Raw genomic sequence first — 24,518 nt, 5'->3', positions numbered from 1 at the left:
GTGTAATTTTCTTATTTAAAATTATATATAACCTAAAAATCAGTTACTTACAAACATTTTTTTTAAGTTAACAAATTTTTAATTTAATTTCTTTTTTAGGCCAAATTGATCAGTGATGTATGTCTTTTCGAGTGTAAAAGAGAATTCGGAACCTATTCCGAACTCGCTTTCGACATATATCTTTTCTTTATGAGCTTCAATAATATGTTTCACTATCGAAAGTCCTAAACCTGAACCTCCTTCAGTACGAGAACCGCTTTTGTCCACTCTATAAAATCGCTCAAAAAGCCTTGGTATATTGTGGGGCTCTATCCCTTCCCCATTATCGGTAACCCGAACCAATACTTTTTTGTTGGTCAAATTCACGATCGAAATCTCTGTCAAACCGCCTTCTTTTCCATATTTTATCGAGTTTACAAGTAAATTCTCGATTACTTGCTGAATTTTGTCTTTGTCGCCATTTACAAAAATGGGTTGAATATTATCATTTTCGAATGCCAAAGTGATATTCTTTTTATCGGCTTTCATTTCTAACAAATCAAAAACATTCTGAATCAGTTTTACGATATCAAACTTTGTAAAATCAAGATTCAAATCCCCAGATTCCAATTTGGTAATCATATCCAAATCTTCCACAATATATATCAAACGCTCTACTCCTTTTTCAGCTCGTTTCAAGTATTTCTTTCTAATGGATTTATCGTCCATCGCACCATCAATAAGAGTTGACAAATAACCTTGAACCGTAAATAATGGCGTTTTAAGCTCATGGGAAACATTTCCTAAAAACTCTCTTCTATACTCTTCACGTATTTGAAGCATTTCAATTTCTAGCTTTTTATCGGTAGCAAACTTCTTTACTTCCCGTGTTAATGTCTCCATATCAGTGGTGATGGGCTTATTGATAAATGTACTCGACTCCAATAGCGCCACATCATCGTAAATTTTCTTTACTCTTCGGTAAATAAATCGTTCCACTCTGTATTGCAAAACAAAAAACGAAAACACATAAACAAAGAACAGACTAATAAAACCAAAAACTAACATGCTCGCAAAAGAAGATTTGAACAGTATCACAGATAGAATCATGCAAAATCCTGACACAAATAAACTGATATACAAAGCTGATTTTATAGCAAACTTGTAACTTTTTTTGAAATTGATTTTCATTATTAATATAGCACACGCATTATAGTTATTTGAAAAGACTTTTAAAATCTATCAAAAGTACCATTTATTTAAACTTCAAATTTATACCCTACTCCTTTTATGGTCTTAAAAAGATCATCCCCAATTTTTTCACGAAGTTTTCTAATGTGAACATCGATTGTTCTACCACCAACCACTACATCATTTCCCCAAACTTTATCCAGTATTTCTTCTCGTTTGAAAACTTTTCCGGGTTTTGAAGCTAGGAGATAAAATAATTCAAATTCTTTTCTTGGCAAAGCAATTTCTAGATTATCCTTTACAATTTTATATTCCTCACGGTTGATCTCGATTCCTCCCACATTAAGAGTTTCACTGTTTTGATCTTGTTCTTTTAATCTTCGCAACAATGCTTTCACCTTGCTGACCAATAATTTTGGTTTTATCGGTTTGGTAATATAATCATCGGCGCCGGCATCAAATCCTGCCACCTGAGAATAATCTTCACTTCTTGCAGTCAAAAATGTAATGATAACATTATTCAACTCAGGTATTCTTCTAATATGTTCACAAGCTTCCATCCCGTCCATTTCGGGCATCATAACATCCATTATGATAAGGCTTGGCATTTCTTTTTTAGCTTTTTCAATAGCATCTTTACCATTGACAGCTGTAACAATCTGATATCCTTCTTGTGCTAGGTTGTAGCCTACAATTTCTAAAATATCTGGTTCATCATCAACCAGAAGAATTTTGGTGTTTCTTTTCTTCATATTAATAGCAAAAATTGAGTTTTCTATTGTATTTATCTCTTAATTAAACACAATGACTTTTTATTGCAATGTAAAAGTAATAATAAACGGTAAGTATCAATACTAAAAAAGCGGACTTAACCTTAATTTAATATGTTAACGATTTCATAATAATTATGATATCCATTCATAACTTGATGTTAACACAAAGACTAGAATCCCACCATTTCTTTGCAGAAAATTAAATACTACTTAAAATGAAATTAAAATTTCTATTCTTTACACTATTTATTTGTGTTATTGGTTTCTCACAAAACAAAGGAACAATAACTGGTGTTTTATTAGACAAAGATTCCGATAATCAATCCTTGCCATTTGCCAATGTGCTGATAAAAGGAACAAAAATTGGCACTAACACTGACGTAGAAGGAAAATACACAATTACTATAGCTCCCGGAAATTATACTGTACAATTTAGTTTTGTAGGTTATGAAACGGCAGAAGTTCCTGTAACTGTAGTTGCAAACGAAACTGTAACTGTAAATAGTTCTTTGGGTTCAGGAAGTTACAAACTAAAAGACGTAGTTGTCAAATCAAGTGGCGGACGTGAAAAAGAAACAGCATTATTATTGGAACAAAAAAATGCAGTTGTAATCAAACAAAGTATCGGTGCCCAAGAAATGTCCAGAAAAGGAGTTAGCGATGTCGAGGAAGGTCTAACCAAAATAACCGGGATCACAAAAGTAGAATCACGTGGCTTATTTGTAAGAGGACTAGAAGATCGTTATAACAATCTACTCCTTAACGACTTAGCTGTACCTTCAAATAATCCATTTAAAAAAATTATTCCTTTAGATATTTTTCCAACCGACATTGTAAGTGTTTTAGAAACCTACAAAACTTTCAACACAAATTTATATGGGGATTTTGCTGGGGCAACTTTTAACATAGTAACAGCAGCCTCTGGAAAAAGTATAACTAAAGTTAATTTTGGAGTTGGTTACACTATAAACAATAACCTAAAAAAATTCCTTATTTCTGAAGACGCAAATTCTACTGCTGATTTTTTTGGATTCTCTGGCAACGAAAGAGATTTACCATCTGCATTAACCAAAACTCCTACTAATCAAACATTAACTGCAGATCAGGCAGCAAACGGATTTGGATCAGGTTTTGACGTAAAAAGTGATGTATCTCCATTAAATACAAATTTTGGGGTTCTTCATTCAGAAAAATTTATTGTTGGCCAAAAACAAAACACATTTCAATATTTGATTTCGCTTAACTATGATAATAAATTTCAAGTTAGAAGTGGCGCTGATAGAATTTTCAACACAGCACAAGGAAACTATGACAATGATTTAATTACAACACAGTACAAATTTATAACAAATTCTTCTGTATTGGCAGCTTTAACTTATAAAACAAAAAGACTTTCCCTGACCTCAAATACCACCTATCTAAAATCGAATGAAAATTTAATACAAGATCAGCTAGGTTACACAAATTCTAATTCAACCCAAACTAATGGTTTTATAAGAATGAACCAATTACAGGAATCTACTTTTTTAAACACACAGTTATTCGGCAATTACAAACTAACCGAAGATGAAAGACACAATATAAAATCTGGTGTTTCATACTCTACAACACAGTATGAACTTCCTGACAGAAAATCTTTCAAGGGTATTAAGATTGATGATAATACTACTTCAATATCTTATTCTGGCAACAGTATAACTAGACAATATCTCGATTTTAATGGCGAGGAGCACATCTCTGGTTTACTTGAATACAATTGGAAATTTGGCAATGAAGACTTAAGCAAATCAAACAAGCTTACTGCAGGATATAGCGGATATTTGAATAAAATGGGATCTGAATTCAGATTTTTAGTATCCCAAAGATTAAACTCAAATTCAGCTACTTTCCCAACAAACTCTCCTGATGAATATTTCAAAAGTGAGATTTTAAATAATAATTTCACCTATACCGAAGGAACAAACTCAACATACAAAGCAATGTTAGAAGAGTTCATTAATGCTGGATATTTAGATCTAGCCTTCAAATTTGGCGAAAAAATAGAATTAAATGCAGGTGCAAGAATAGAACAGACTAATAGAGAAACAAAATATAAAACATCAGGAAGTTTTACAGATCCTTTTATAACAAAAAAAGATGATAAAACCGATATTTTACCTTCTTTGAATACAAGATATATTTTAAATCAAAATTCAAACTTACGATTTGTAGCCTCAAAAACAATTACAAGACCTGTAATCATGGAGTCTTATCCTTTGGAGTTTGTAAATCCAGACGGTACTATTGAACAAGGTAATCCTTTGTTAATCAATAGTGACAATTACAACTTTGATTTAAAATATGAATTGTTTCCAACAAATAAGGAGTTATTTTCCGCAACAATTTTTACTAAAATAATAGAAAATCCTATTGAACGATTATTTACAAATTCAGCAGGAAGCGGTGGGCAAATTATAACATATGGCAATTCTAAAGAAGCTTTACTTTATGGTGCAGAATTAGAATTCTTATTCCAATTTGAAAGAATTTCAGAATCATTATCTAATTTTTCTTTAGGCGCTAATGCATCATTAATGGATACAAAAGTAACTATTGAAACTTCTAAAAATGGAGTTAACAGTCCCGAAACTATTGCAAAAGATGACAATCCATCAAGAAAACTGCAAGGAGCATCGCCTTGGATATTAAACGCTGATATTAAATATGACTCTGAATTTAGCAAAATGTGGAAAAGTTCAATGACTATGGTATACAATATCTATAGCAAACGAATTTATGCCGTGGGAACAAACGGATTGGATAATTATTATGAAATGCCTTTTGGTAAACTTGATTTTATTTGGCAAAATAAAATTTCAGATAAATTTGACGTTAAATTTTCTGTAGATAACCTATTAAACCCTCGCTACAAAATAGAATTGGGTAAGGAAAGCAGAATCCCGATCACTGAAAGTGATTTAACAATTAAAGAATATAAAAAAGGGGTGGGTTTTTCTATGAACATATCCTATACTTTTTAACAAAATAAACCAATTTGAAATAAAAAGCTCCAGATATCTGGAGCTTTTTTATTTACATCCGATTTGGTATCATTCAAAATTTTCTTAACATTATAATTAATTTAATGTAATATTCTGATAATATACTGTATTAATTATCTTATTACTTTTATCTAAACTAAAAATAAATATTTATGAAAAACATGAAATTATTATTAAACTTCCTTTTTTTTGCAGTATTATCTGTAATTTCAACCTATGGACAAACAGTAACAATTTCTAATTTAAGATATACAAATGGTGCTCTTATACCTAATGGGGCGGCTATTGAAATATATGAAGGTGGATCTAAATCTGTAACTTTTGATTTAAAAATAGATAACCCTCAATCACTATCAGTGAGCGGTAATTTATATGTCATGAGTAAGAAATCATCTTCAGCAAGTAGTTCTCTACAATATTTAAATGTTGATTTCACTAATAATAACTTAAGCTCTTGGTATAGTAAAGAATTTACTATTTCGTTAAATGCTACAAATTTTAGTGCTACTGGTGGAAGATTATATGGTCAGTTTAATGTCACTTCAAGTAGTGGTGGCGTAATTACAGGAAATATTATCCCCATAAAAGTTATTCCCTCTCCTCCTGGTACAATACCCCCTGAAATGATATTTATAGGAGGACCAGGGGGAACTATCAGCACAACAATAAATGAAGGCGATACAGCCTCCGTAATAAGTGGCACGGGAGCAGGCAACTATACATATCAGTGGTACAAAACAGTAAACGGTGTTTTTACACTTATCCCTGGAGCAACAAGTTTTTATTATTACCCAGGAACTCCATTTGTAACAACAAAATATTTTAGACAAAATATAGGGTCTCTTACAAGCCGCAGTAACGAAATTACGATAACGGTACTTCAAGCTCCTACGCCAATTTCAAATAATACAATCACCTTAGATGGATTAACAGCTTATGGTAGCGTACCTACTGGAGCTACAGGTTCTTATCAATATTCATGGTATATACTTGATCAAGATGGAGACGCCAGCACCTTACCTGATACATCACAAAATTTAATCCTAACTCCGGCTACCTTTAATAGATATTTCAGTTCACCTAATAATTTTATATTAAAAAGGGTGGTATATTCTGGAAGTCAAGTTTCTGCTAGTAATGGTCTTTTGCTGCCACATAATTCTCTTATACAAAATAACACCATTACATTGAATGGATTAACCGTTAATGGCAGTGTGCCTACAGGAGGTTTAGGACCAAAATCTTATCAATATTCATGGTATATACTGGATCAGGATGGAGACACCAGCACCTTACCTGATACATCACAAAATCTAATACTAACTCCAGCTACCTTTGATATATATTTCAATTCACCTAATGATTTTATATTAAAAAGGGTGGTATATTCAGGAAGTGAAGGTTCAGCTAGTAATGGTATTCTCCTGCCACATAATTCCGGATTAAGTATTAAAGCTTTAAACAATGAAGACAAATTAATATCTGCTGTTTATCCAAACCCTACATCAGACTCTGTAAATTTCACAACGAATTCTTCTATCGATAAAGAAATGGAAATACTTATTTATTCTGAAGGATTGCGACACGCACAATCCGTTTTTAAAGGTACTGCTACTCCAAGTCAAATTGTGAAATGGAATATCCCATCAAATTATCCAAAAGGGATATATTACTATAAAATTATATCTGAAAACAAAGAGATTAAAACTGGAAAGATTGTATTTAAATAAAAAACTATAGATTATTTACGCATTCACAAAAATAAAGTTCTGTATATCGGGTCTTTATTTTTTTTTAAATATTCTTAATATTAACTTAACATTATATACTGATTTTGATAACTTTTTTGTAATTATTAAGTAACATCTATTCCAAACTCCCAAAGTACTTTTGACTTATCAAATTATGAAAAATAACACACAAACTATGAAAACAAAATTTTTAGCTTTAGCAATGTCTTTAGGCTTATTAATCGCATCATGCAGTAATAATGATGAGGATCCAATTACAGTAGCTCCATTAACTGGTACTGAAAGCATTGTTGTTGGAACAACTACAACATTCACAAGTACAACTACAGGAGGTACTTTTACAAGTGCTACTCCAACGGTAGCAACAGTTGACGCTAAAACTGGAGTAATTACCGGGGTAACAGTTGGTACATCTTTAATAACTTATACCGTTACAGGAGCAGCAGCGCCAGTAACAAAAACAGTGACTGTAACTGCAATTCCTGCTGCAACAGGTGAAATAACTGGAGATTTTACAGCAGATAAAGTATATGCTTATGGTAATTATACTTTAAAAGGAATGGTTAAAATTAACAGTGGAGTAACTGTTACTTTCGCACCTGGTTCTACAATTACTTGCGACAAGACTACTGGACAAAATGGTCTTATTATACTACTTGGCGGAAAATTAATTGCCAATGGTACTGCTGATGCTCCAATAGTTTTTACCGAAAAATCAAAAATATCGGGTTCTTGGGCTGGTATTATTATGTATGGTGATGCTCCAATTGTAAATTCAGCATCTGCTCCTGCTCCACAAACAGCAACCTCAGAAGATGGTTTAGGATTGAAATACGGAGGTTCAAATGCAGCACATAATGGAGGTTCATTGAAATATGTAAGAGTTGAATATGCAGGACAAGTTATTACAACTAATAGTAAAGAAAACAATGGATTCTCATTCTACTCTGTCGGTTCAGGAACAACTTTAGATCATTTAGTTGCCTATAAAGGTAACGATGATGGCTTTGAATTTTACGGAGGAACAGTAAGCTTAACAAGCTCAATCTCTTACGGTAATTCTGACGATTCCTTTGATTGGCAAGATGGATGGAGAGGTCAAGAAAATACAAACTGGTATGCCTACCAAGTAGGTGTTGCAAACTACGGACTTGAAGTAGAATCTAAAAGCGTTGATAATAATTTCTGGCCTAAAGTTACTAACATCACTCTAAAAAGAGCTGCTGGTACAACTACAGAAGCACAGAGTGAAATTCAATTAGATGCTATTCAATTTAAAAAAGAAGGAAACGGAGATTACAGTAACATCGTAATTGATGGTTATGGTAGCCAAACTACTCCTACTGCATTTAATGGTGGTGTCATTCAAGTACTAGATAAAGCCACTTACGACCATCAAGTTGCTGCAGGAAAAATTAAATTAAACAACGTAAAAATAACCAACTCTCCTCTTACCTTCATTTCAGGAGCAGCTACTTTTACATTGTCTGCAGCTAGTTTTGTTCCTGCAACAAACTGGACAACGAACGATGCAGCTACAGGAGCTACATTGACTCCTGGTGCATGGTCTACTGTTGACGGAGTTAGCTTAATAAAATAATAATTAAAACATTGTGAATTAGTTAAAATACCTCTCAATTTATGGGAGGTATTTTTTTTTAAATCATTTTTTTATTATATTTACTGTGAACTTAAAATGCTAATGACAAAAAACTACTTTTATATTACTCTTTTACTGGCAATCTTTTTTACTTCTGGTGCAAAAGCACAAGAAAGTAAGCAGTCGCCAAAAATACAAGAAAGCACTTCAATTGAAGGGTTAAATTTGTATCCAAATCCTGTGACTAATGGAAAAGTCTATATTACTTCAAAAAACGACTTAGAAAAAGAAATTATCATTTTTGACGTATTAGGAAAAAAAGTATTGCAAACCATTATTAGCAACAAAGAACTAAACGTTTCCAATCTTTCTCCAGGGGTTTACATCATTAAAATCACTGAAGAAAGTGCAACGAGTAGCAGAAAGTTAATAATACAATAATTCTTCTTAAAATATTCATAAAAGTTCCAATTAAAATTGGAACTTTTTTTTTGAAACTTTTCAAAGTCATAAACATCAAAAACCAAAAAAGGTTCCAAAATAATAATACCTTTGTCCTCAAAAAAAAGAACTTGATTACAGCCAGCGACATATTTACCATTTCGAGTCAGAAGCAATTTGAAAAAACAGCTTTAAAAGTATTCCGATTTCAATATGAAAACAATTTGGTGTACCAAGAATTTTGTGATTTGCTAAAAACAAATCCGCAAAAAGTAAAATCGTTGCATCAAATTCCTTTTTTGCCCATACAATTTTTCAAAAGCCACGATGTTGTTTCAAACAACAATCCAATTGAAGCAACTTTTACAAGTAGCGGAACAACAGGCACCATCACAAGCAGACATCTAGTTACCGATGTTTCCATTTATGAGGAAAGCTATCGCAAAGGGTTTTCTCAATTTTACGGAAATATAGAAGATTATGTTGTCTTGGCCTTACTTCCATCCTACCTTGAGAGAGAAGGATCCTCGCTAATTTACATGGTTGAAGATTTAATTCAATTAACCAACAACAGCGACAGTGGATTTTACCTCAACAATCATGACGAATTAATTCAAAAACTAATTGATTTAGATCAAGCGGGACAAAATGTAATTCTCATTGGAGTGACCTATGCTTTATTGGATTTAATCGAAAAAAGAACATTCCAACTGCAGCACACGATTATCATGGAAACTGGCGGCATGAAAGGAAAGCGCAAAGAAATGATTCGAGAAGAATTGCATGAACAACTTTGCAACGGATTTGGCGTTACTGCTATACATTCCGAGTATGGCATGACCGAATTACTTTCTCAGGCTTATTCGTTAGGAAACGGCTTATTTGAATGCCCTTCATGGATGCAAATACACATTCGCGATACCGAAGATGCCTTAACATATGTAAACGACGGAAAAACGGGCGGAATAAACGTTATTGACCTAGCCAACATCAACTCCTGTTCCTTTATTGCTACACAAGATTTGGGCAAAAAATATCCCAATACCACTTTCGAAGTATTGGGACGTTTTGATAATTCTGATATTCGAGGTTGTAATTTGATGGTCGTCTAAGGTTTATTACGTTGTTTAAATATTTAATTATAGTTTAAAGTTGTTCAAACTGAGATTTAAATCCACTTTTAAACCATATCAAACAATTAAACCTTAAACCACTCTAATCACAAAATAATTTTTCTTACCGCTTTGCAACAGCACAAACTGATTGTTAATCAAATCTTTTGTCGAAAGCACAAATGTTTCGTTCACTTTTTCTTTATTCACTGAAATTGAATTCGCAGTCAAAGCTCTTCTTGCCTCACCATTTGATTTAAAAAAACCTGTTTTTTCATTCAGGACAGTAACGATATCTAATCCTGCTTCGACATCACTCCTTGAAATCTTTGCCTGTGGAACTCCATCGAAAACTTCTAGAAAAGTAGCTTCATCCAGTTGTTTCAAATCATCGGCGGTGGCGTTTCCAAAAAGAATATTCGAAGCTTTAATCGCTTTTTCTAATTCTTCGGCAGAATGTACAAAAACAGTTAACTCTTCAGCCAATTTTCTCTGCAAAACTCTTAAATGCGGCGCTAATTTATGCTCTTCGATCAAAGCATCGATAGTTTCTTTGTCCAAGAAAGTAAAAATTTTGATATACTTCTCAGCGTCAACATCGGTAGTATTCAACCAAAACTGGTAAAATTTATACACTGAAGTTTTATCAGCTGTCAACCAAACGTTTCCGCCTTCAGATTTTCCAAATTTAGAACCATCTGCTTTAGTGATTAATGGACAGGTCATCGCAAAAGCTTTTGCTTCTTCTCCAACGTTCATTCTTCGAACTAATTCGGTTCCAGTGGTGATATTCCCCCATTGATCCGAGCCACCCATTTGCAATAAACAATTGTATTCTTTATGCAAATGATAAAAATCGTATCCTTGTATCAACTGATAAGTAAACTCCGTAAATGACATTCCCTCGCCTTCACCAGACAATCTTTTCTTCACAGAATCTTTGGCCATCATATAATTTACCGTAATACGTTTACCGACATCACGAGCAAAATTGATGAATGACAAGCCTTTCATCCAATCGTAATTATTCACCAAAACAGGTGCATTTACAGCAGTATCATTAAAATCCAAGAATCGTGACAAAACACCTTTTATACCTTCAACATTTTTGGCTAAAGTAGCTTCATCTAATAAATTTCGCTCATCCGATTTCCCTGAGGGATCTCCAATCATTCCGGTTGCTCCACCCACCAAAGCAATAGGTTTGTGTCCAAAATTTTTAAGGTGAACCAATAAAATAATAGGCACTAAACTACCAATATGCAATGAATCTGATGTGGGATCAAATCCAATATAAGTGGTTGTCATTTCTTTTAAAAGTTGTTCTTCAGTCCCTGGCATGATATCGTGTACTAAACCACGCCATTCTAATTCGGAAATAATATTTTTCATCTATAAAATAATCAATTTAGAGCAAAGATAAAATTTAATGTTGATTTGCTTATTTGTTTAATCGGTTAATCGAAAAAAAATCACCAAATAAACACGCAAACGATTTAACGAATCAACATTAAATAATATATTTGTAAATATGGTATTAGTTACGGGAGGAACAGGTTTAGTGGGCGCACATCTTTTAATTCACCTATTGGAAAAGGGAGAAAATGTACGTGCCATCTATAGAAATCTAGATAGCACCAAAAAAACCAAAGCTCTTTTTTCATTGTACCAAAAAAATGGCCTTTATGATTCTATCCAATGGGTTCAAGGCGATGTTCTGGATATTCCCACTTTAGAAAATGCCTTTCAGGAAATAAACCAAGTATATCATTGTGCAGCGATGATTTCTTTTGACCCAAAAGAAGAAGCACTCGTTCGAAAAACCAATATCGAAGGCACAGCAAACATTGTCAATTTTTGTTTGGCCAATAATGTCAAAAAACTTTGTCATGTGAGCTCCATAGCGGCTCTCGGCGACCTGCCGGAGCACGAATCCATTATTACCGAAGAAACCGAATGGAATCCCGAAAAACCGCATAGCGATTATGCTATTTCAAAATATGGTGCCGAAATGGAAATATGGCGCGCACTGCAAGAGGGACTTGAAGTCGTGATTGTAAATCCAGGCGTTATCATTGGTCCAGGATTTTGGGACCAAGGAAGCGGTGAACTTTTTACAAGAGTAAAAAATGGTCTGTCTTTTTACACCAACGGATTAACCGGTTTTGTGGCAGTTTCGGATGTGGTAGACGTAATGTATCAACTAATGAAAAGCTCCATCCATGGCGAACGATTTACATTAATAAGTGAGAATATTGTTTTTAAGGATCTGCTTTTTTCTATTGCCGATGCTTTAAAAGTCAAAAGACCTAAATATCATGCAACTCCATTTATAATGAATGCTTTATCAAACCTGGATTGGGTTTCATCCAATATTTTTGGTCAAAAGAGGCAACTAAGCAAAGCCTCTGCAAGATCTTCTTACACAACTGATTTATATTCCAATGAAAAAATAAAAAACGCCTTGAATATTAAATTCGAAGACGTTCATAATTATATAAAGGAGATTACAAATCTGTAACTGCTTCTATTTTTTAGCTTTTATTTCTTGCTTCTTTTGAGCAATTGAATCTTTCTCTTTTTTAATTTTCAAATCCTTGACTTTCTTAGCCTTTTTTATAGAATCCTGCACTTTCTTGGCTTTTGCTTTTTTTAATGCGGCAGCTTTTTTTGCTTCTTTTTTGATTATCAAATCTACGGCATCTTTTTCCTTTTTTAAACGGTCGTTAAGAGCATCATACATTTTTTTGTATTCTCTATAATCAGCAGCATAATAGGCATTGCTTTTTGCAAATTGAAGGCTATCAATTTTATATTTTTTAAAAATATAAGTCTTTGGATTAATTCCGTTCGTGTATAAAGAGTTGGGATTTTGGTACTTTAAGGCTTCCAAAATTGACATATCATAATAAATATCTCCCATCACTTTTTTGTCAATAAGATTATCTGGCTTTTCAACCAAATCCTTATTGCAGCTCAAAAACAAGGCAACTAATGCAAAAAGAGATATTATTTTTTTCATCTAATGATTTTTTATCTATCAAACAACATTCTTTGGCCGGCACGAATGTCTTTTACTTTAAAACCAGAATAAACCAATTTACCATTCACAAAAGTATGGGTAATTCTAGATTTAAAAGTAAAACCTTCAAAAGGGGACCACCCACATTTCGAAAGTATATTTTCTTTCTTAACACTCCAAGGCAATCCTGCATTGATAATAACCAAATCAGCAAAATAACCCTCTTTGATAAAACCTCTTTTTTCAATTTTAAAAATCTTGGCTGGATTGTGACACATTTTTTCCACAATTTTCTCAACGCTTATTTTCCCTTGGTGATGCGCTTCAAACATTGCTACAAGAGCATGTTGTACCAATGGTCCACCAGAAGGAGCTTGGAGGTATTTTTGCTTTTTTTCGTCCAATGTATGTGGCGCGTGATCGGTGGCAATAACATCAATACGTCCATCATTTAGCGCCTCCCACAGAACTTTTCTATCGTTAGCCGTTTTTACTGCAGGATTCCATTTAATCAGATTGCCCTTAGTTTCATAATCGTCATTGGTAAACCACAAATGATGCACACAAACTTCGGCAGTAATCTTTTTTTCCTCTAGCGGAATTTTATTAGTAAACAATTCCATTTCCTTGGCGGTCGAAAGGTGAAAAACATGCAATCTTGCCCCCGTTTTTTTAGCCAAAGCAACGGCTTTCGAAGAAGAAATATAACAAGCCTCTTCGCTGCGGATAAGATGATGCGCAGTTACCGGCACATCTTCACCATATTCTTCCTTATATTTTTCTAAATTGTTTTTAATTGTCATTTCATCTTCACAATGAACAGCAATCAACATTGAAGTACAAGCAAATATTTTCTCCAAAACCGCTTCATTGTCCACCAACATATTCCCTGTTGAAGAACCTAAAAATATTTTGATTCCAGCAACATTCTTAGGATTTGTTTTCAAGACTTCCTCCAGATTGTCATTGGTAGCGCCCATCATAAAAGAATAATTGGCAAAAGACTTTTCGGCTGCAATTTTATATTTTTCTTCAAGAATTTCTTGGGTAACGGCATTAGGAACAGTATTGGGCTGTTCTATGTAAGACGTAATTCCTCCTGCAACCGCAGCTCTAGATTCCGACTCAATATCTCCTTTATGGGTAAGTCCCGGTTCTCTAAAATGCACTTGATCATCGATAACTCCAGGTAAAAGATAATTCCCTTCTGCATCAATAATCATACAATCTGAAGATTTCAGGCTAATGTTCTCAGAAACCTCAACGATAAGGTCATTCTCTACAAGCACATCTCCTTCAAAAATGACTCCTTCATTTACTATTTTAGCATTTTTAATCAAATATCTATTCATAGTATCTTTCTTTTACAAACTGTTAACTAACTTTTTTAAACGCAACATAATGACGCCAAATACGGCTTCAATGATTATAGAATTGCTCATTTTAGACTGCCCTTTGGTTCTATCGGTAAAAATAATAGGCACTTCTGAAATGGCAAATTTTTTACAATACGTTCGGTATTTCATTTCAATCTGAAAAGCATACCCAACAAATCTAATTTTATCCAAATTTATAGCTTCGAGTACCGCTCTTTTGTAACAAACAAATCCAGCAGTAGCATCATGTATTTTCATTCCGGTAATCATACGAACATAAACCGATGCAAAATAAGACATTAAAACGCGACTTAAAGGCCAATTGACAACATTTACCCCTGTAACGTAACGAGATCCTATGGATAAATCAGCATCACCAAAATGACAAGCATCATATAATTTCTCCAAATCATAAGGATTATGAGAAAAATCAGCGTCCATTTCAAAAATGAAATCATAATTATTTTGCAATGCCCATTTAAAACCATGCACATAAGCTGTACCCAGCCCCGATTTCTTAGCTCTTTTTTCCAAAAACAACCTACCGCCGTACTCTGACTGAAGCATAACCACTTTATCCGCAGTATGGTCTGGAGAGTTATCATCAATAATTAAGACATGGAAAGGTTTGTGTTGAGAGAGCACTGCTCTAATAATGCTTTCTATGTTTTCAATTTCGTTATAGGTGGGAATTATAACAATGCAATTGTTCATGTTTCGCGTAATTTCCGTGCAAAAGTAACCTTTTTATGCCATTTGATTATTATAAAATTATAATAAATAATGTTATAAAAATCACTAATTTTGCTCTAATTATGACTGAACACGTACTTCATCCTAGAATAACCGATACTAACGACTGGGTAACACTCGTTTTTATCATGGCTTTTGGCATCATTGCTTTAACCAAATCCGTCTATGAAAACCGCTTTGAAGATTTCACTAAATTGATATTTTCAGACAAATACGTTCGAATTTACAGAGACAGTAGTCATTTGATGGGAATGTTCTCCATATCCTTATTCATTGTCCAAATTATTTCATTCTCGTTTTTTATTCAAATTTTACTAAACAATTTTGGTTTTGGTTCCAAAACGGATTGGGTCTTATTTATTCAGATATTTACTTTTGTCATTTACTTCATTTTATCAAAATTTTTAATCGAAAAAATCATTGCAACGACATTCAAAATAGAAGAACTTGTCGAACAGTTTAATTTACAGAAAGTTACCTACAGAACATATATAGGTTTATTACTACTGCCAATTGACATCATTTTATTCTATTATGAATCTATCTTAAAAAATATACCGCAACTGGTTTTATATAGTATCATAGTTTTGAACGTTTTACTGTATGTGTACTCCATAAAAAATTACAGAAAGGAAATTTTCAGCAAGTTGTTTTATTTTATTTTATATCTTTGCACTCTTGAAATAGCACCCTATTATTTTATGTATTATTGGTTTACAAAAGGTAGCGTTTAGAAATTATTTAAATATGAAAGTGAAAACAATTTTGGTATCACAACCAGAACCTAAAGTGGAAAATTCTCCATACTTTGAGCTGCAACAAAAGCATAAAGTGAAAATTGATTTCAGACCTTTTATTCATGTAGAAGGAGTAAGCGCAAAAGAGATTAGACTTCAAAAAATCGATCTTAATAACTACACTGCTATTATATTAACAAGCAAAAATGGCGTGGATCATTTTTTTAGAGTGGCAGATGAAATGCGCTACAAAGTTCCTGAAGGATTAAAGTACTTTTGTCAATCTGAAGCAATTGCATTTTACCTGCAAAAATACGTAGTATACAGAAAACGTAAAATTTATGTAGGCCCTAAAGATTTTGCTGATTTGTCGCCTTTAATCAAAAAATATAAAGACGAGAAATTCTTATTACCGGCATCTGACCAATTAAACGCAGACATTCCTGTAACGCTAAACGCTTTGAAAGTTGACTGGACTCCAGCCACTTTTTACAAAACGGTTATGAGTGACTTATCAGATCTGGCCGATGTTTATTACGACGTCTTGGCTTTCTTCAGCCCAACCGGTATTAAATCATTATATAAAAACTTTCCCGATTTTGAACAAAACAATACTCGAATAGCCGTTTTTGGCAGTACTACTCAAAAAGAAGCTTTGGATCACGGATTGCGAATTGACATTATGGCTCCAACACCTGGAACTCCATCGATGACAATGGCTTTAGAAAAATATATAGCTGAAGCGAATAAAGGAAAATAGACACCAATGAAATGGCAATTACATTTGCAATTTCAATAACAATAAAAAAATCCAAATGCCAATCGTAAAATTGGAATTTGGATTTTTTTTAATTTTTACTTTCTTACCTTCTATTATTAAAAATCGAAATATAATACAACAAAGTAGCAATAGACCCTAATGCAGCAACCACATACGTTCTGGCGGCCCATTTTAAGGAATCTTTTGCTCCAGCTTGTTCTTCTTGGGTCAACATATTTTTGTTTTCCAACCAAGCCAAAGCCCTGTTACTCGCATCGTATTCTACCGGTAAAGTAACAATCGAAAACAAAGTCGTTGCTGCAAATATTACAATTCCAACCAACAGCAGTTGGGGAAATGTACGCAACATCAAGATTCCGGCCAATAAAATCCATTGCATATAAGTCGAAGCCACATTTACAACTGGCACCAGTTGAGAACGCAAAGTCAGCATACTGTAAGCCGTGGCATGTTGTACCGCATGCCCGCATTCGTGCGCTGCAACGGCGGCGGCGGCGGCATTGCGTTGGTTATAAACCGCTTCGCTTAAATTAACCGTTTTATCTGTTGGATTGTAATGATCGGTCAATTGTCCCTCAACCGAAATCACTTTTACATCATAAATTCCATGATCTGCAAGCATTTTCTCGGCGATTTCACGTCCAGACATTCCGTTTTGCAAATGCAATTTCGAATAAAATTCAAATTTACTCTTTAGTGTAGAACTCACTAACCAACTTGCCAGCATAATACCACCGGCAAGAATCAAATAACTCATTCCCATATTTTGTTTTTTTTATTTTCTGTTTAAAATCTGTAAATTAAACATCAAATTCCGAACCACGATTATTATTGTGTCATTTTGGCATTTACAAAACTATTTGCAAATCGTAATAAAGGCTATCAATTCTGCACCTTCATAATACGTAAAAGAAACATTTATAACCTCGTACCCTTCAGAAGATTTAGTATTCAAGAAAACTTCAACTTCTTTTGACAATTCTTCTTTCATACCGGAAAAACCGGCCTTCTTTTTCAAAATGTGAATTTCGTGTTTTTTCATTTTTGTGTTTTTTATATTGGTATAAAAACACGCAAAATGTTACACAAAAAAAATCCAAACCCCAATCGTAAAATTGGAATTTGGAATTTTTAATATTGAAAATTTATACTTCTATCCCACCAAATTGATAATCTTCCCCGGAACGATAATCACCTTATTTGGTGTTTTACCGTCCAGCTGTTTGATGGTTCTTTCGTCTTTCATTACGATTTCCTCGATTTGTTCTTTGGTTAAATCCAAAGGCAAATTGATCGTAAAACGCATTTTCCCGTTGAAAGAAACCGGATATTCTTTATCGCTTTCCACCAAATGAACTGCTTCAAAAACTGGGAACGGCACGGTTGCAATAGAACCAGTATTTCCAAGCAACGACCACAATTCTTCAGCAATATGTGGTGCATATGGCGAAATCACAATTGCCAATGGCTCTAAAATTGCACGAGAATGACAATTTTGCGCTGACAATTCATTCACGCAAATCATAAACTGCGAAACCGAAGTATTAAAAGAAAAACTCTCGATATCTTCCGCCACTTTCTTTATGGTTTTGTGCAATGATTTTAAGTTGTCTTTCGTAGGTTCGTCATTGGTTACAATCAAACCGTTTTCGTCAAAATACAAACGACACAGTTTTTTCAAGAAACCAAAAACTCCCGAAATTCCCGCCGTATTCCAAGGTTTCGCCTGCTCCAATGGCCCTAAGAACATTTCATACAAACGCAAGGTATCGGCACCATACTCATTACAAATATCATCTGGAGTCACTACATTGTATTTCGATTTCGACATTTTTTCGACTTCGCGACCGACAATGTATTTTCCGTTTTCATCACAAATGAATTCGGCATCAACATAATCTTCTCTCCAAGCTTTGAATTTTTCAAGATCCAATTCATCAGAAGAATTTACCATTGAAACATCTACGTGAATTGCATTTGTACTTATTTGAAACACAGAGATATCCTCAATCTTTATTTTCTCAATTTCTTCATCCCTGCCTTGTAAAGCTTCTTCGTTAAGTAAATATTTCTTAATCCCATTAATACTTTTCTCGGCAACAGATTTACTAATTACATCTTTATATTTTTCAAAATCATTATATTTTGAAGTAATAAAAAAGACAGAACTTTTTTCAGGAGACAAGGGAAATCTAGCATCTAAACCTTTAACATGAATAAATGGCAAAACTCTATAAACAAACGCACTCATCCCCAAAATCATCCCCTGATTAATCAGTTTCTTGAACGGTTCTTCAGTCGGAGCAAATCCTTTGTCTTTTAAGAATTTGTTCCAAAAACGGGAATACAACAAATGACCTGTCGCGTGTTCGCTTCCGCCAATGTACAAATCCACGCTTTCCCAATACGCCAAAGCTTCTTTGCTGGCAAATTCTCCTTCATTTTGCGCATCCATATAACGCATCCAATACCAAGAACTTCCCGCCCAACCCGGCATGGTGTTCAATTCAAGAGGAAATATATTTACGTTATCTATTAACTGCGTACTGACAACTGCATTCTGCAAACTATCCCAAGCCCAAACCGTTGCATTTCCTAATGGAGGCAATCCGTCTTCGGTTGGCAAGTATTTCTCCACTTCCGGCAATACGATTGGCAAATGTTTCGCATCAATCATTTGCGGTAAGCCATTCACATAATACACCGGGAAAGGCTCTCCCCAATATCTTTGGCGGGAGAAAACCGCATCACGCAAACGGTAATTGATTTTCCCTTTTCCTTGACCTATATCTTCAAGTGCTGAAATTATTTTCTTAGTCGCTTCTTTATAGTTCAATCCGTTTAGGAAATCCGAATTGGCTATTTCCACATTGTCTTTAGAACCAAAAGCTTCTTTGGAAATATCAACATTTGCAAAAATGTTTTTGATTTCCTGCATTCCATTTTGCCCTTTGAAGAAATTGGCGAAAGCATAATCTCTCTCATCACCACAAGGAACCGCCATCACAGCACCTGTTCCGTATCCTGCCAAAACATAATCCCCAATCCAAACCGGAATTGGTTCTTTCGTAAACGGATGCTCAGCAAAAGCTCCAGTGAAAACTCCCGAAATAGTTTTCACATCCGCCATACGCTCTCTTTCGGAACGCTTGGCTGTTTTTTCTATATAGGCTTCCACTTCCGCTTTTTGTTCAGCAGTTGTGATTTGTGCTACCAATTCGTGCTCTGGTGCCAAAGTCATAAACGTGACTCCAAAAATCGTATCAGGTCTTGTCGTAAATACTGAAATACTGCTTTCTGAATTCTGCAATCTGAAATCTACCATCGCCCCTACCGATTTTCCAATCCAATTCCTCTGGCTTTCCTTAATACTTTCACTCCAGTCAATATCATTCAAACCTTGCAGCAAACGCTCCGCATAAGCCGAAATTCGCATGCTCCATTGCGTCATTTTTTTACGGATCACAGGATAGCCGCCACGTTCCGAAACACCGTTTACGATTTCGTCATTTGCCAAAACTGTTCCCAATCCCGGACACCAGTTCACTTCGGTTTCTGCCAAATAGGTCAATCTATATTGCAGCAAGATTTTCTCCTGCTGTTCTTTTGCGAAAGCGTTCCATTCATCTGCCGAAAATAATTCAATAGTATCATCGCAAACTGCATTTACATTCGCATTTCCTTCTGCAGAAAAAACAGCAACCAAAGTCGAAATATCCTCCGCCTTGTCTGTGCTTTTATTGTACCAAGAATTAAACAATTGGATAAAAATCCATTGTGTATGCTTGTAATAATCGGGATTCGAAGTACGCACTTCACGATCCCAATCAAATGAAAATCCTATTTTATCCAACTGCTTTCTGTATCCGGCAATCACTTTTCCTTCCTTGTCAACGCCACCATCAATGTTTACCGAAGTCGTGTCCTCAGGACGCTGACCTGTTTGTATAGCATATTGTTCCGCCGGCAATCCAAAACTATCATACCCCATTGGGTGCAGCACGTTAAAACCTTGGTGTCTTTTGTATCTCGAATACACATCCGAAGCGATGTACCCCAGCGGATGCCCCACGTGCAATCCAGCTCCAGACGGATAAGGAAACATATCCAACACATAATGTTTTGGCTTGTCTGAATCGTTTTTGGCCGCAAAAGTCTTATGCTCTGCCCAGTATTTTTGCCATTTGGCTTCTATTTCGTTCGGATTGTATTTCATTTTTTATGCAGTTTCTAAGCTACTAAGTCGCTAAGTTTCTAAGATTTTCTCCTAATTTTCAGTTGGCAAATTTACGTTTATTGTAGCTTGTTACCAAAGCTAATTTTATTTAAAAAAAGGAGCCAAATTAATTGATTTTGGAGCAGAAAGATTTGGCATTTTCAGGAGGCATGAGTCCCGCTATTCGTTGCAATCCCCGCCCAAAAGCGGGGGATTTTCACTTCTATCGGGGCTAAAGGGAGAGATTTTGCATTTTTGCCATGATCCTAAAAAAGAAAAACTGCAAAAATCAACCTCCCGCTAAAAATAAATCAAAAAACAGATTGCCTTTATGAAAAATTAGCCATTATACCTAAATAAGTTAGCCTTTAAGCATAACTATACTAACACTTATCGCTAACTTAGTTGGCTTTTATCCATAACTAAGTTTGCCTTTAAGCATAACTTTACTTGCATTAAACACTAATATTATTATCCTTTATTACTAATTTACTTAGCCTTTATCACTAACTAAATTATCCTTTATGGCAAACTTAGCTAGTGATAAAGCATAATATAATCAGTATTGAGTGCTAAAATCATAAATTTTGAATGACAACACTCCTCCAATTACGCTTTTTTAAAATCCCAATTACCCACAAACTTGTCATGCTGACAGAGGAAGCATCTCCGCAAGTAGCTCCCCAGGGTATTCGCTTTTAAAATTTTCTACCACAAATTACACAGATTATCACAAATTTTAACAATTTTTAAAATTGAATTGAACAAATTCTGTCTGTTTTAAGAGTTAGTGTAATTAAAACAGATCGTAATTCGTGCAAATTTGCGTAATTCGTGTTTCACTTTTTTTAAATGCGAATGCCTTGTTCGTTTGCCCTAAAATAAGAATACTTACATTTGTGTATCTAAAACCTAATAGGAAGCCAAAATAGAAATCAGTAAATGATGAACATTCGAAAATTACTCTTCAGCGCAACGACCCTAGTTCTATTATTATTTTTTAGCGTTGCAAAAGCCCAGCAAAAAATCACCATAGTCGCCGCGGCCAATCTAAAAGTGGCCTTAGACTCCATAACAACCGTTTTTAAAATCCAATACCCAAATATTGACGCACAAGTAACCTACGGCGCTTCGGGAAAATTATTTGAGCAAATTTCTAATGGCGCTCCCTTCGATTTATTCTTTTCCGCCGACATGGATTATCCCAACGAACTCAAGAAAAAAAAGCTAACAGCATCGGAAGTTAAAATGTATGCCACCGGAAAACTGGCGCTTTGGAGCAAAAAAACGGATCCCAACATCAAAAAAATGAATACGCTCCTGAACGCAAATATTGCCAAAATAGCCATCGCAAATCCAGCAACGGCTCCCTATGGAGAAAAGGCCGTAGAAAGTTTGAAATACTACAAAGTGTATGAAAAAGTAAAAAACAAATTGGTTTTTGGCGAAAACATTACGCAGGCCGCCCAATTTGCCACAACTGGAGCAGCCGATATCGGAATCGTGGCGTTGTCACTCGTTCTCACCCCAAACATGCAGAAAGAAAGAGGCAAATATTACATCATCCCCGAAAAAAGCCACACTCCTTTGGAACAAGGATGCGTAATTTTGAACCACGGGCAGGGAAATCCAAACGCCGTCAAATTTTACAATTTCATCTCTTCAAAAAAAGCGGGAGCTATTTTAAAACATTATGGTTATTCAACTAAAAAATAATGAATACACTAAACGGAAATATAACATCAATTCAGTCATACGAGGGAATTTCATTGGTGAAAGTAAAATCCAACGATACTATTTTCACCTCAATTGTTCTTGACACACCGGAAACGGCATCCTATCTCGAAACAGGCCATTCCGTAAAAATTATTTTTAAGGAAACCGAGGTAATTATTTCCAAAGATTTCAGCCCCAATATCAGTATTCAAAACCGACTGCAATGCACCATTGAATCCATAAAAAAAGGCGTTCTGCTCAGTCAAATCAGCCTGAACTTTGGTGAAACAGTTATAGAATCCATCATAACGACCAATGCCTGTGAGCAATTGCAGTTAGAAAAAAAAGACGCGGTAATGGCATTAATAAAAACAAACGAAGTAAGCTTATCTCCCAATGATTGATCTAGACCCATTATGGCTCACGGCTAAATTGGCGTTTATTACAACGCTTATTCTCCTGCTTATGGCAATTCCGCTTTGCTATTGGCTCGCGTATAGTCGTTTCCGATTCAAAGCAGTAATCGAGGCCATCATCAGTTTGCCTCTGGTGCTGCCACCCTCAGTTTTGGGATTTTATCTCCTAATTGCTTTCAGTCCGGAAAATGCTTTTGGCAAATTTCTATCCGATTATTTTGATTTACGCTTGGTTTTTACTTTTCAGGGATTAATTCTGGCATCCGTTTTATACAGTTTGCCTTTTATGGTGAATCCTATTCTTTCGGGCTTAAAAAATCTGCCTACCACTTTACAGGAAGCTTCTTTCACATTGGGCAAATCGAGATTCTCGACCATCCTGAAAATTATCCTTCCTAATATCCGTCCTTCCTTACTCACTGGAATCATAATGACCTTCGCGCATACAGTGGGAGAATTTGGAGTGGTTTTAATGGTGGGGGGAAGTATTCCTAAAGAAACCAAGGTTGTTTCAATTGCCATTTACGAAGAAGTCGAATCGATGAATTACGATAATGCCAATGTTTATGCGGGGATATTGTTTGTATTTTCTTTTTCCATTTTGCTAGCCGTCCATTTAATCAATAACAAAAGAAAAACAGCTCTTTATTAATGATACAGTTTAAAACCCATAAAATGCTACAGACGGCAGACGGCAAATTACCGTTGGATGTTTCTTTCACTATCGAGAAAGGTCAGTTTCTGGCTATTTATGGAAATTCGGGTACCGGAAAAACAACACTACTTAGAATTTTAGCGGGACTTACCCAAGCTGAAAAAACTCATATAGAAGTGGCAAATGAAGTTTGGGACAATTCTCAAAACAAAATTCATTTATCCGTTCAAAATCGTTCCATCGGTTTTGTTTTTCAGGACTATGCATTGTTTCCTAATCTGACCGTAAAAGAAAATCTAGAATTTGCCCTGCAAAAAAACGACAATACCCAAATCGTTTCCGAATTAATCGAACTCATGGAATTGCAGTCTTTACAAAACAGCAAACCTCAAAATTTATCGGGAGGGCAAAAACAGCGTGTGGCTCTCGCAAGGGCGATTGTCCGCAAACCAAAAATCCTTTTGCTCGATGAACCACTCTCGGCGCTTGACGATGAAATGCGTTTTAAACTTCAGGATTATATCTTGAAAATCCATCAAAAATATCAATTGACAACAGTAATGATAACCCACAGCATCCCAGAAATATTCAAGCTTTCGGACAAAGTAATCATTCTCGACAAAGGAAAAATCCTTAAAGAAGGAACGCCCAGCGAAGTCTTTTCGGAAGAAAAAATAAGCAGCAAATTCAAACTGACGGGAGAAATAATAAGCATTACCAAAAGCGACATCATTTATATCATTCAGGTATTTTCAGGAAATAACATTATAAAGGTTGTAGCTACCGAGAATGAAATAAAGGATTTTAAAATAGGACAAAAAGTATTGGTTGCCTCCAAAGCATTTAATCCTATTATTCAGGTGCTATCATAAAATGTTGTTGTATATTTCATTTTGCACAATCTATATTGAACCAATTTGAAATAACAAACGGTATTATTTGCACGAAAGTTAAAACT

Annotated in this window: 21 protein-coding genes; 12 read left to right on the top strand and 9 right to left on the bottom strand. The window is 34.7% G+C overall.

The window, feature by feature from the left end:
* Positions 1 to 78: 78 nt before the first annotated feature.
* Together DOS84_RS08190 and DOS84_RS08185 are read right to left on the bottom strand one after the other, a co-directional pair.
* On the bottom strand, positions 79 to 1,170 hold the full coding sequence (locus DOS84_RS08190) for a sensor histidine kinase (RefSeq protein WP_111409633.1): 1,092 nt from the start codon (positions 1,168 to 1,170) through the stop codon (positions 79 to 81).
* 68 nt (positions 1,171 to 1,238) lie between these two features.
* Positions 1,239 to 1,922 (bottom strand): response regulator transcription factor, encoded by a 684-nt coding sequence (locus tag DOS84_RS08185; protein WP_111409632.1) that lies wholly within the window; start codon positions 1,920 to 1,922, stop codon positions 1,239 to 1,241.
* A 236-nt stretch (positions 1,923 to 2,158) separates the two neighbouring features.
* Here DOS84_RS08185 and DOS84_RS08180 point away from each other — a divergent pair, with 236 nt between their 5' ends.
* From DOS84_RS08180 to DOS84_RS08160, 5 genes are all read left to right on the top strand, one after another.
* Complete coding sequence (locus DOS84_RS08180; protein ID WP_111409631.1) at positions 2,159 to 4,963, top strand: TonB-dependent receptor; 2,805 nt, start codon at positions 2,159 to 2,161, stop codon at positions 4,961 to 4,963.
* A gap of 173 nt (positions 4,964 to 5,136) precedes the next feature.
* Positions 5,137 to 6,714 carry a T9SS type A sorting domain-containing protein gene (locus DOS84_RS08175; protein WP_111409630.1) on the top strand — a complete coding sequence of 526 codons (1,578 nt, stop codon included), beginning with the start codon at positions 5,137 to 5,139 and terminating at the stop codon, positions 6,712 to 6,714.
* Positions 6,715 to 6,910: 196 nt separating this feature from the next.
* Entirely contained in the window at positions 6,911 to 8,335 is a 1,425-nt protein-coding gene (locus DOS84_RS08170) for a hypothetical protein (protein WP_207802032.1), read from the top strand.
* Positions 8,336 to 8,437: 102 nt separating this feature from the next.
* Positions 8,438 to 8,776: a T9SS type A sorting domain-containing protein gene (locus tag DOS84_RS08165; protein ID WP_111409629.1), complete on the top strand. Its 339-nt coding sequence runs from the start codon at positions 8,438 to 8,440 to the stop codon at positions 8,774 to 8,776.
* 131 nt (positions 8,777 to 8,907) lie between these two features.
* Positions 8,908 to 9,888, top strand: a complete 981-nt coding sequence (locus DOS84_RS08160) for a LuxE/PaaK family acyltransferase (protein WP_111409628.1) — start codon at positions 8,908 to 8,910, stop codon at positions 9,886 to 9,888.
* A gap of 93 nt (positions 9,889 to 9,981) precedes the next feature.
* Here the strand turns inward: DOS84_RS08160 and tyrS are convergent, their stop codons facing one another.
* Positions 9,982 to 11,280: a tyrosine--tRNA ligase gene (tyrS, locus tag DOS84_RS08155; protein WP_111409627.1), complete on the bottom strand. Its 1,299-nt coding sequence runs from the start codon at positions 11,278 to 11,280 to the stop codon at positions 9,982 to 9,984.
* Positions 11,281 to 11,419: 139 nt separating this feature from the next.
* Here tyrS and DOS84_RS08150 point away from each other — a divergent pair, with 139 nt between their 5' ends.
* Positions 11,420 to 12,409: an NAD-dependent epimerase/dehydratase family protein gene (locus DOS84_RS08150; protein WP_111409626.1), complete on the top strand. Its 990-nt coding sequence runs from the start codon at positions 11,420 to 11,422 to the stop codon at positions 12,407 to 12,409.
* Positions 12,410 to 12,415: 6 nt separating this feature from the next.
* Here the strand turns inward: DOS84_RS08150 and DOS84_RS08145 are convergent, their stop codons facing one another.
* From DOS84_RS08145 to DOS84_RS08135, 3 genes are read right to left on the bottom strand one after another with little or no spacing between them, the layout of a single operon-like run.
* Entirely contained in the window at positions 12,416 to 12,910 is a 495-nt protein-coding gene (locus tag DOS84_RS08145; protein ID WP_111409625.1) for a DUF4296 domain-containing protein, read from the bottom strand.
* A gap of 11 nt (positions 12,911 to 12,921) precedes the next feature.
* Positions 12,922 to 14,262, bottom strand: coding sequence for a dihydroorotase (locus tag DOS84_RS08140; RefSeq protein WP_111409624.1), 1,341 nt, complete (start codon positions 14,260 to 14,262; stop codon positions 12,922 to 12,924).
* Positions 14,263 to 14,274: 12 nt separating this feature from the next.
* Positions 14,275 to 15,000, bottom strand: a complete 726-nt coding sequence (locus tag DOS84_RS08135; protein WP_111409623.1) for a polyprenol monophosphomannose synthase — start codon at positions 14,998 to 15,000, stop codon at positions 14,275 to 14,277.
* A 101-nt stretch (positions 15,001 to 15,101) separates the two neighbouring features.
* Here DOS84_RS08135 and DOS84_RS08130 point away from each other — a divergent pair, with 101 nt between their 5' ends.
* Positions 15,102 to 15,773 carry a DUF4271 domain-containing protein gene (locus DOS84_RS08130; RefSeq protein ID WP_111409753.1) on the top strand — a complete coding sequence of 224 codons (672 nt, stop codon included), beginning with the start codon at positions 15,102 to 15,104 and terminating at the stop codon, positions 15,771 to 15,773.
* A gap of 13 nt (positions 15,774 to 15,786) precedes the next feature.
* The gene (locus DOS84_RS08125) at positions 15,787 to 16,536 is read left to right on the top strand and encodes a uroporphyrinogen-III synthase (RefSeq protein WP_077378154.1); all 750 of its coding nucleotides are present in this window, start codon (positions 15,787 to 15,789) and stop codon (positions 16,534 to 16,536) included.
* A gap of 103 nt (positions 16,537 to 16,639) precedes the next feature.
* Here the strand turns inward: DOS84_RS08125 and DOS84_RS08120 are convergent, their stop codons facing one another.
* The 3 genes from DOS84_RS08120 to DOS84_RS08110 all read right to left on the bottom strand — a co-directional run bounded on the left by DOS84_RS08120 (position 16,640) and on the right by DOS84_RS08110 (position 20,773).
* Positions 16,640 to 17,320 (bottom strand): zinc metallopeptidase, encoded by a 681-nt coding sequence (locus DOS84_RS08120; protein WP_111409622.1) that lies wholly within the window; start codon positions 17,318 to 17,320, stop codon positions 16,640 to 16,642.
* A gap of 93 nt (positions 17,321 to 17,413) precedes the next feature.
* Entirely contained in the window at positions 17,414 to 17,599 is a 186-nt protein-coding gene (locus DOS84_RS08115) for a hypothetical protein (RefSeq protein ID WP_111409621.1), read from the bottom strand.
* Positions 17,600 to 17,710: 111 nt separating this feature from the next.
* Positions 17,711 to 20,773, bottom strand: a complete 3,063-nt coding sequence (locus DOS84_RS08110; RefSeq protein ID WP_111409620.1) for a leucine--tRNA ligase — start codon at positions 20,771 to 20,773, stop codon at positions 17,711 to 17,713.
* A gap of 942 nt (positions 20,774 to 21,715) precedes the next feature.
* On the opposite strand from DOS84_RS08110, the gene modA reads away from it, so the two are divergent.
* Genes modA through DOS84_RS08090 form a run of 4 tightly spaced genes read left to right on the top strand, consistent with a single transcriptional unit; the run spans position 21,716 to position 24,432 of the window.
* Entirely contained in the window at positions 21,716 to 22,489 is a 774-nt protein-coding gene (gene modA / locus DOS84_RS08105) for a molybdate ABC transporter substrate-binding protein (protein WP_207802031.1), read from the top strand.
* Positions 22,489 to 22,893 (top strand): TOBE domain-containing protein, encoded by a 405-nt coding sequence (locus DOS84_RS08100; protein ID WP_111409619.1) that lies wholly within the window; start codon positions 22,489 to 22,491, stop codon positions 22,891 to 22,893. Before modA ends, DOS84_RS08100 begins: the two co-directional genes overlap by 1 nt.
* Positions 22,886 to 23,557, top strand: a complete 672-nt coding sequence (gene modB, locus DOS84_RS08095) for a molybdate ABC transporter permease subunit (protein ID WP_111409618.1) — start codon at positions 22,886 to 22,888, stop codon at positions 23,555 to 23,557. The genes DOS84_RS08100 and modB overlap by 8 nt, the downstream gene beginning before the upstream one ends.
* 23 nt (positions 23,558 to 23,580) lie before the next feature.
* Entirely contained in the window at positions 23,581 to 24,432 is an 852-nt protein-coding gene (locus DOS84_RS08090) for a sulfate/molybdate ABC transporter ATP-binding protein (RefSeq protein ID WP_243636336.1), read from the top strand.
* The last annotated feature ends 86 nt before the right edge of the window (positions 24,433 to 24,518 follow it).

The organism is Flavobacterium aquariorum (genome assembly GCF_003254745.1).
In the GTDB taxonomy this organism is placed as follows: domain Bacteria; phylum Bacteroidota; class Bacteroidia; order Flavobacteriales; family Flavobacteriaceae; genus Flavobacterium; species Flavobacterium aquariorum.
This window is presented reverse-complemented; position numbering and strand designations above follow the sequence as displayed.

Coding starts and splice junctions, on each gene's coding strand:
- DOS84_RS08090 (WP_243636336.1), top strand. CDS start 23,581: ATGCTACAGACGGCAGACGGCAAATTACCGTTGGATGTTTCTTTCACT.
- DOS84_RS08150 (WP_111409626.1), top strand. CDS start 11,420: ATGGTATTAGTTACGGGAGGAACAGGTTTAGTGGGCGCACATCTTTTA.
- DOS84_RS08130 (WP_111409753.1), top strand. CDS start 15,102: ATGACTGAACACGTACTTCATCCTAGAATAACCGATACTAACGACTGG.
- tyrS (WP_111409627.1), bottom strand. CDS start 11,280: ATGAAAAATATTATTTCCGAATTAGAATGGCGTGGTTTAGTACACGAT.
- DOS84_RS08120 (WP_111409622.1), bottom strand. CDS start 17,320: ATGGGAATGAGTTATTTGATTCTTGCCGGTGGTATTATGCTGGCAAGT.
- DOS84_RS08135 (WP_111409623.1), bottom strand. CDS start 15,000: ATGAACAATTGCATTGTTATAATTCCCACCTATAACGAAATTGAAAAC.
- DOS84_RS08175 (WP_111409630.1), top strand. CDS start 5,137: ATGAAAAACATGAAATTATTATTAAACTTCCTTTTTTTTGCAGTATTA.
- DOS84_RS08185 (WP_111409632.1), bottom strand. CDS start 1,922: ATGAAGAAAAGAAACACCAAAATTCTTCTGGTTGATGATGAACCAGAT.
- DOS84_RS08100 (WP_111409619.1), top strand. CDS start 22,489: ATGAATACACTAAACGGAAATATAACATCAATTCAGTCATACGAGGGA.
- DOS84_RS08115 (WP_111409621.1), bottom strand. CDS start 17,599: ATGAAAAAACACGAAATTCACATTTTGAAAAAGAAGGCCGGTTTTTCC.
- DOS84_RS08145 (WP_111409625.1), bottom strand. CDS start 12,910: ATGAAAAAAATAATATCTCTTTTTGCATTAGTTGCCTTGTTTTTGAGC.
- DOS84_RS08190 (WP_111409633.1), bottom strand. CDS start 1,170: ATGAAAATCAATTTCAAAAAAAGTTACAAGTTTGCTATAAAATCAGCT.
- DOS84_RS08170 (WP_207802032.1), top strand. CDS start 6,911: ATGAAAACAAAATTTTTAGCTTTAGCAATGTCTTTAGGCTTATTAATC.
- DOS84_RS08180 (WP_111409631.1), top strand. CDS start 2,159: ATGAAATTAAAATTTCTATTCTTTACACTATTTATTTGTGTTATTGGT.
- DOS84_RS08140 (WP_111409624.1), bottom strand. CDS start 14,262: ATGAATAGATATTTGATTAAAAATGCTAAAATAGTAAATGAAGGAGTC.
- modA (WP_207802031.1), top strand. CDS start 21,716: ATGATGAACATTCGAAAATTACTCTTCAGCGCAACGACCCTAGTTCTA.
- DOS84_RS08125 (WP_077378154.1), top strand. CDS start 15,787: ATGAAAGTGAAAACAATTTTGGTATCACAACCAGAACCTAAAGTGGAA.
- DOS84_RS08165 (WP_111409629.1), top strand. CDS start 8,438: ATGACAAAAAACTACTTTTATATTACTCTTTTACTGGCAATCTTTTTT.
- modB (WP_111409618.1), top strand. CDS start 22,886: ATGATTGATCTAGACCCATTATGGCTCACGGCTAAATTGGCGTTTATT.
- DOS84_RS08110 (WP_111409620.1), bottom strand. CDS start 20,773: ATGAAATACAATCCGAACGAAATAGAAGCCAAATGGCAAAAATACTGG.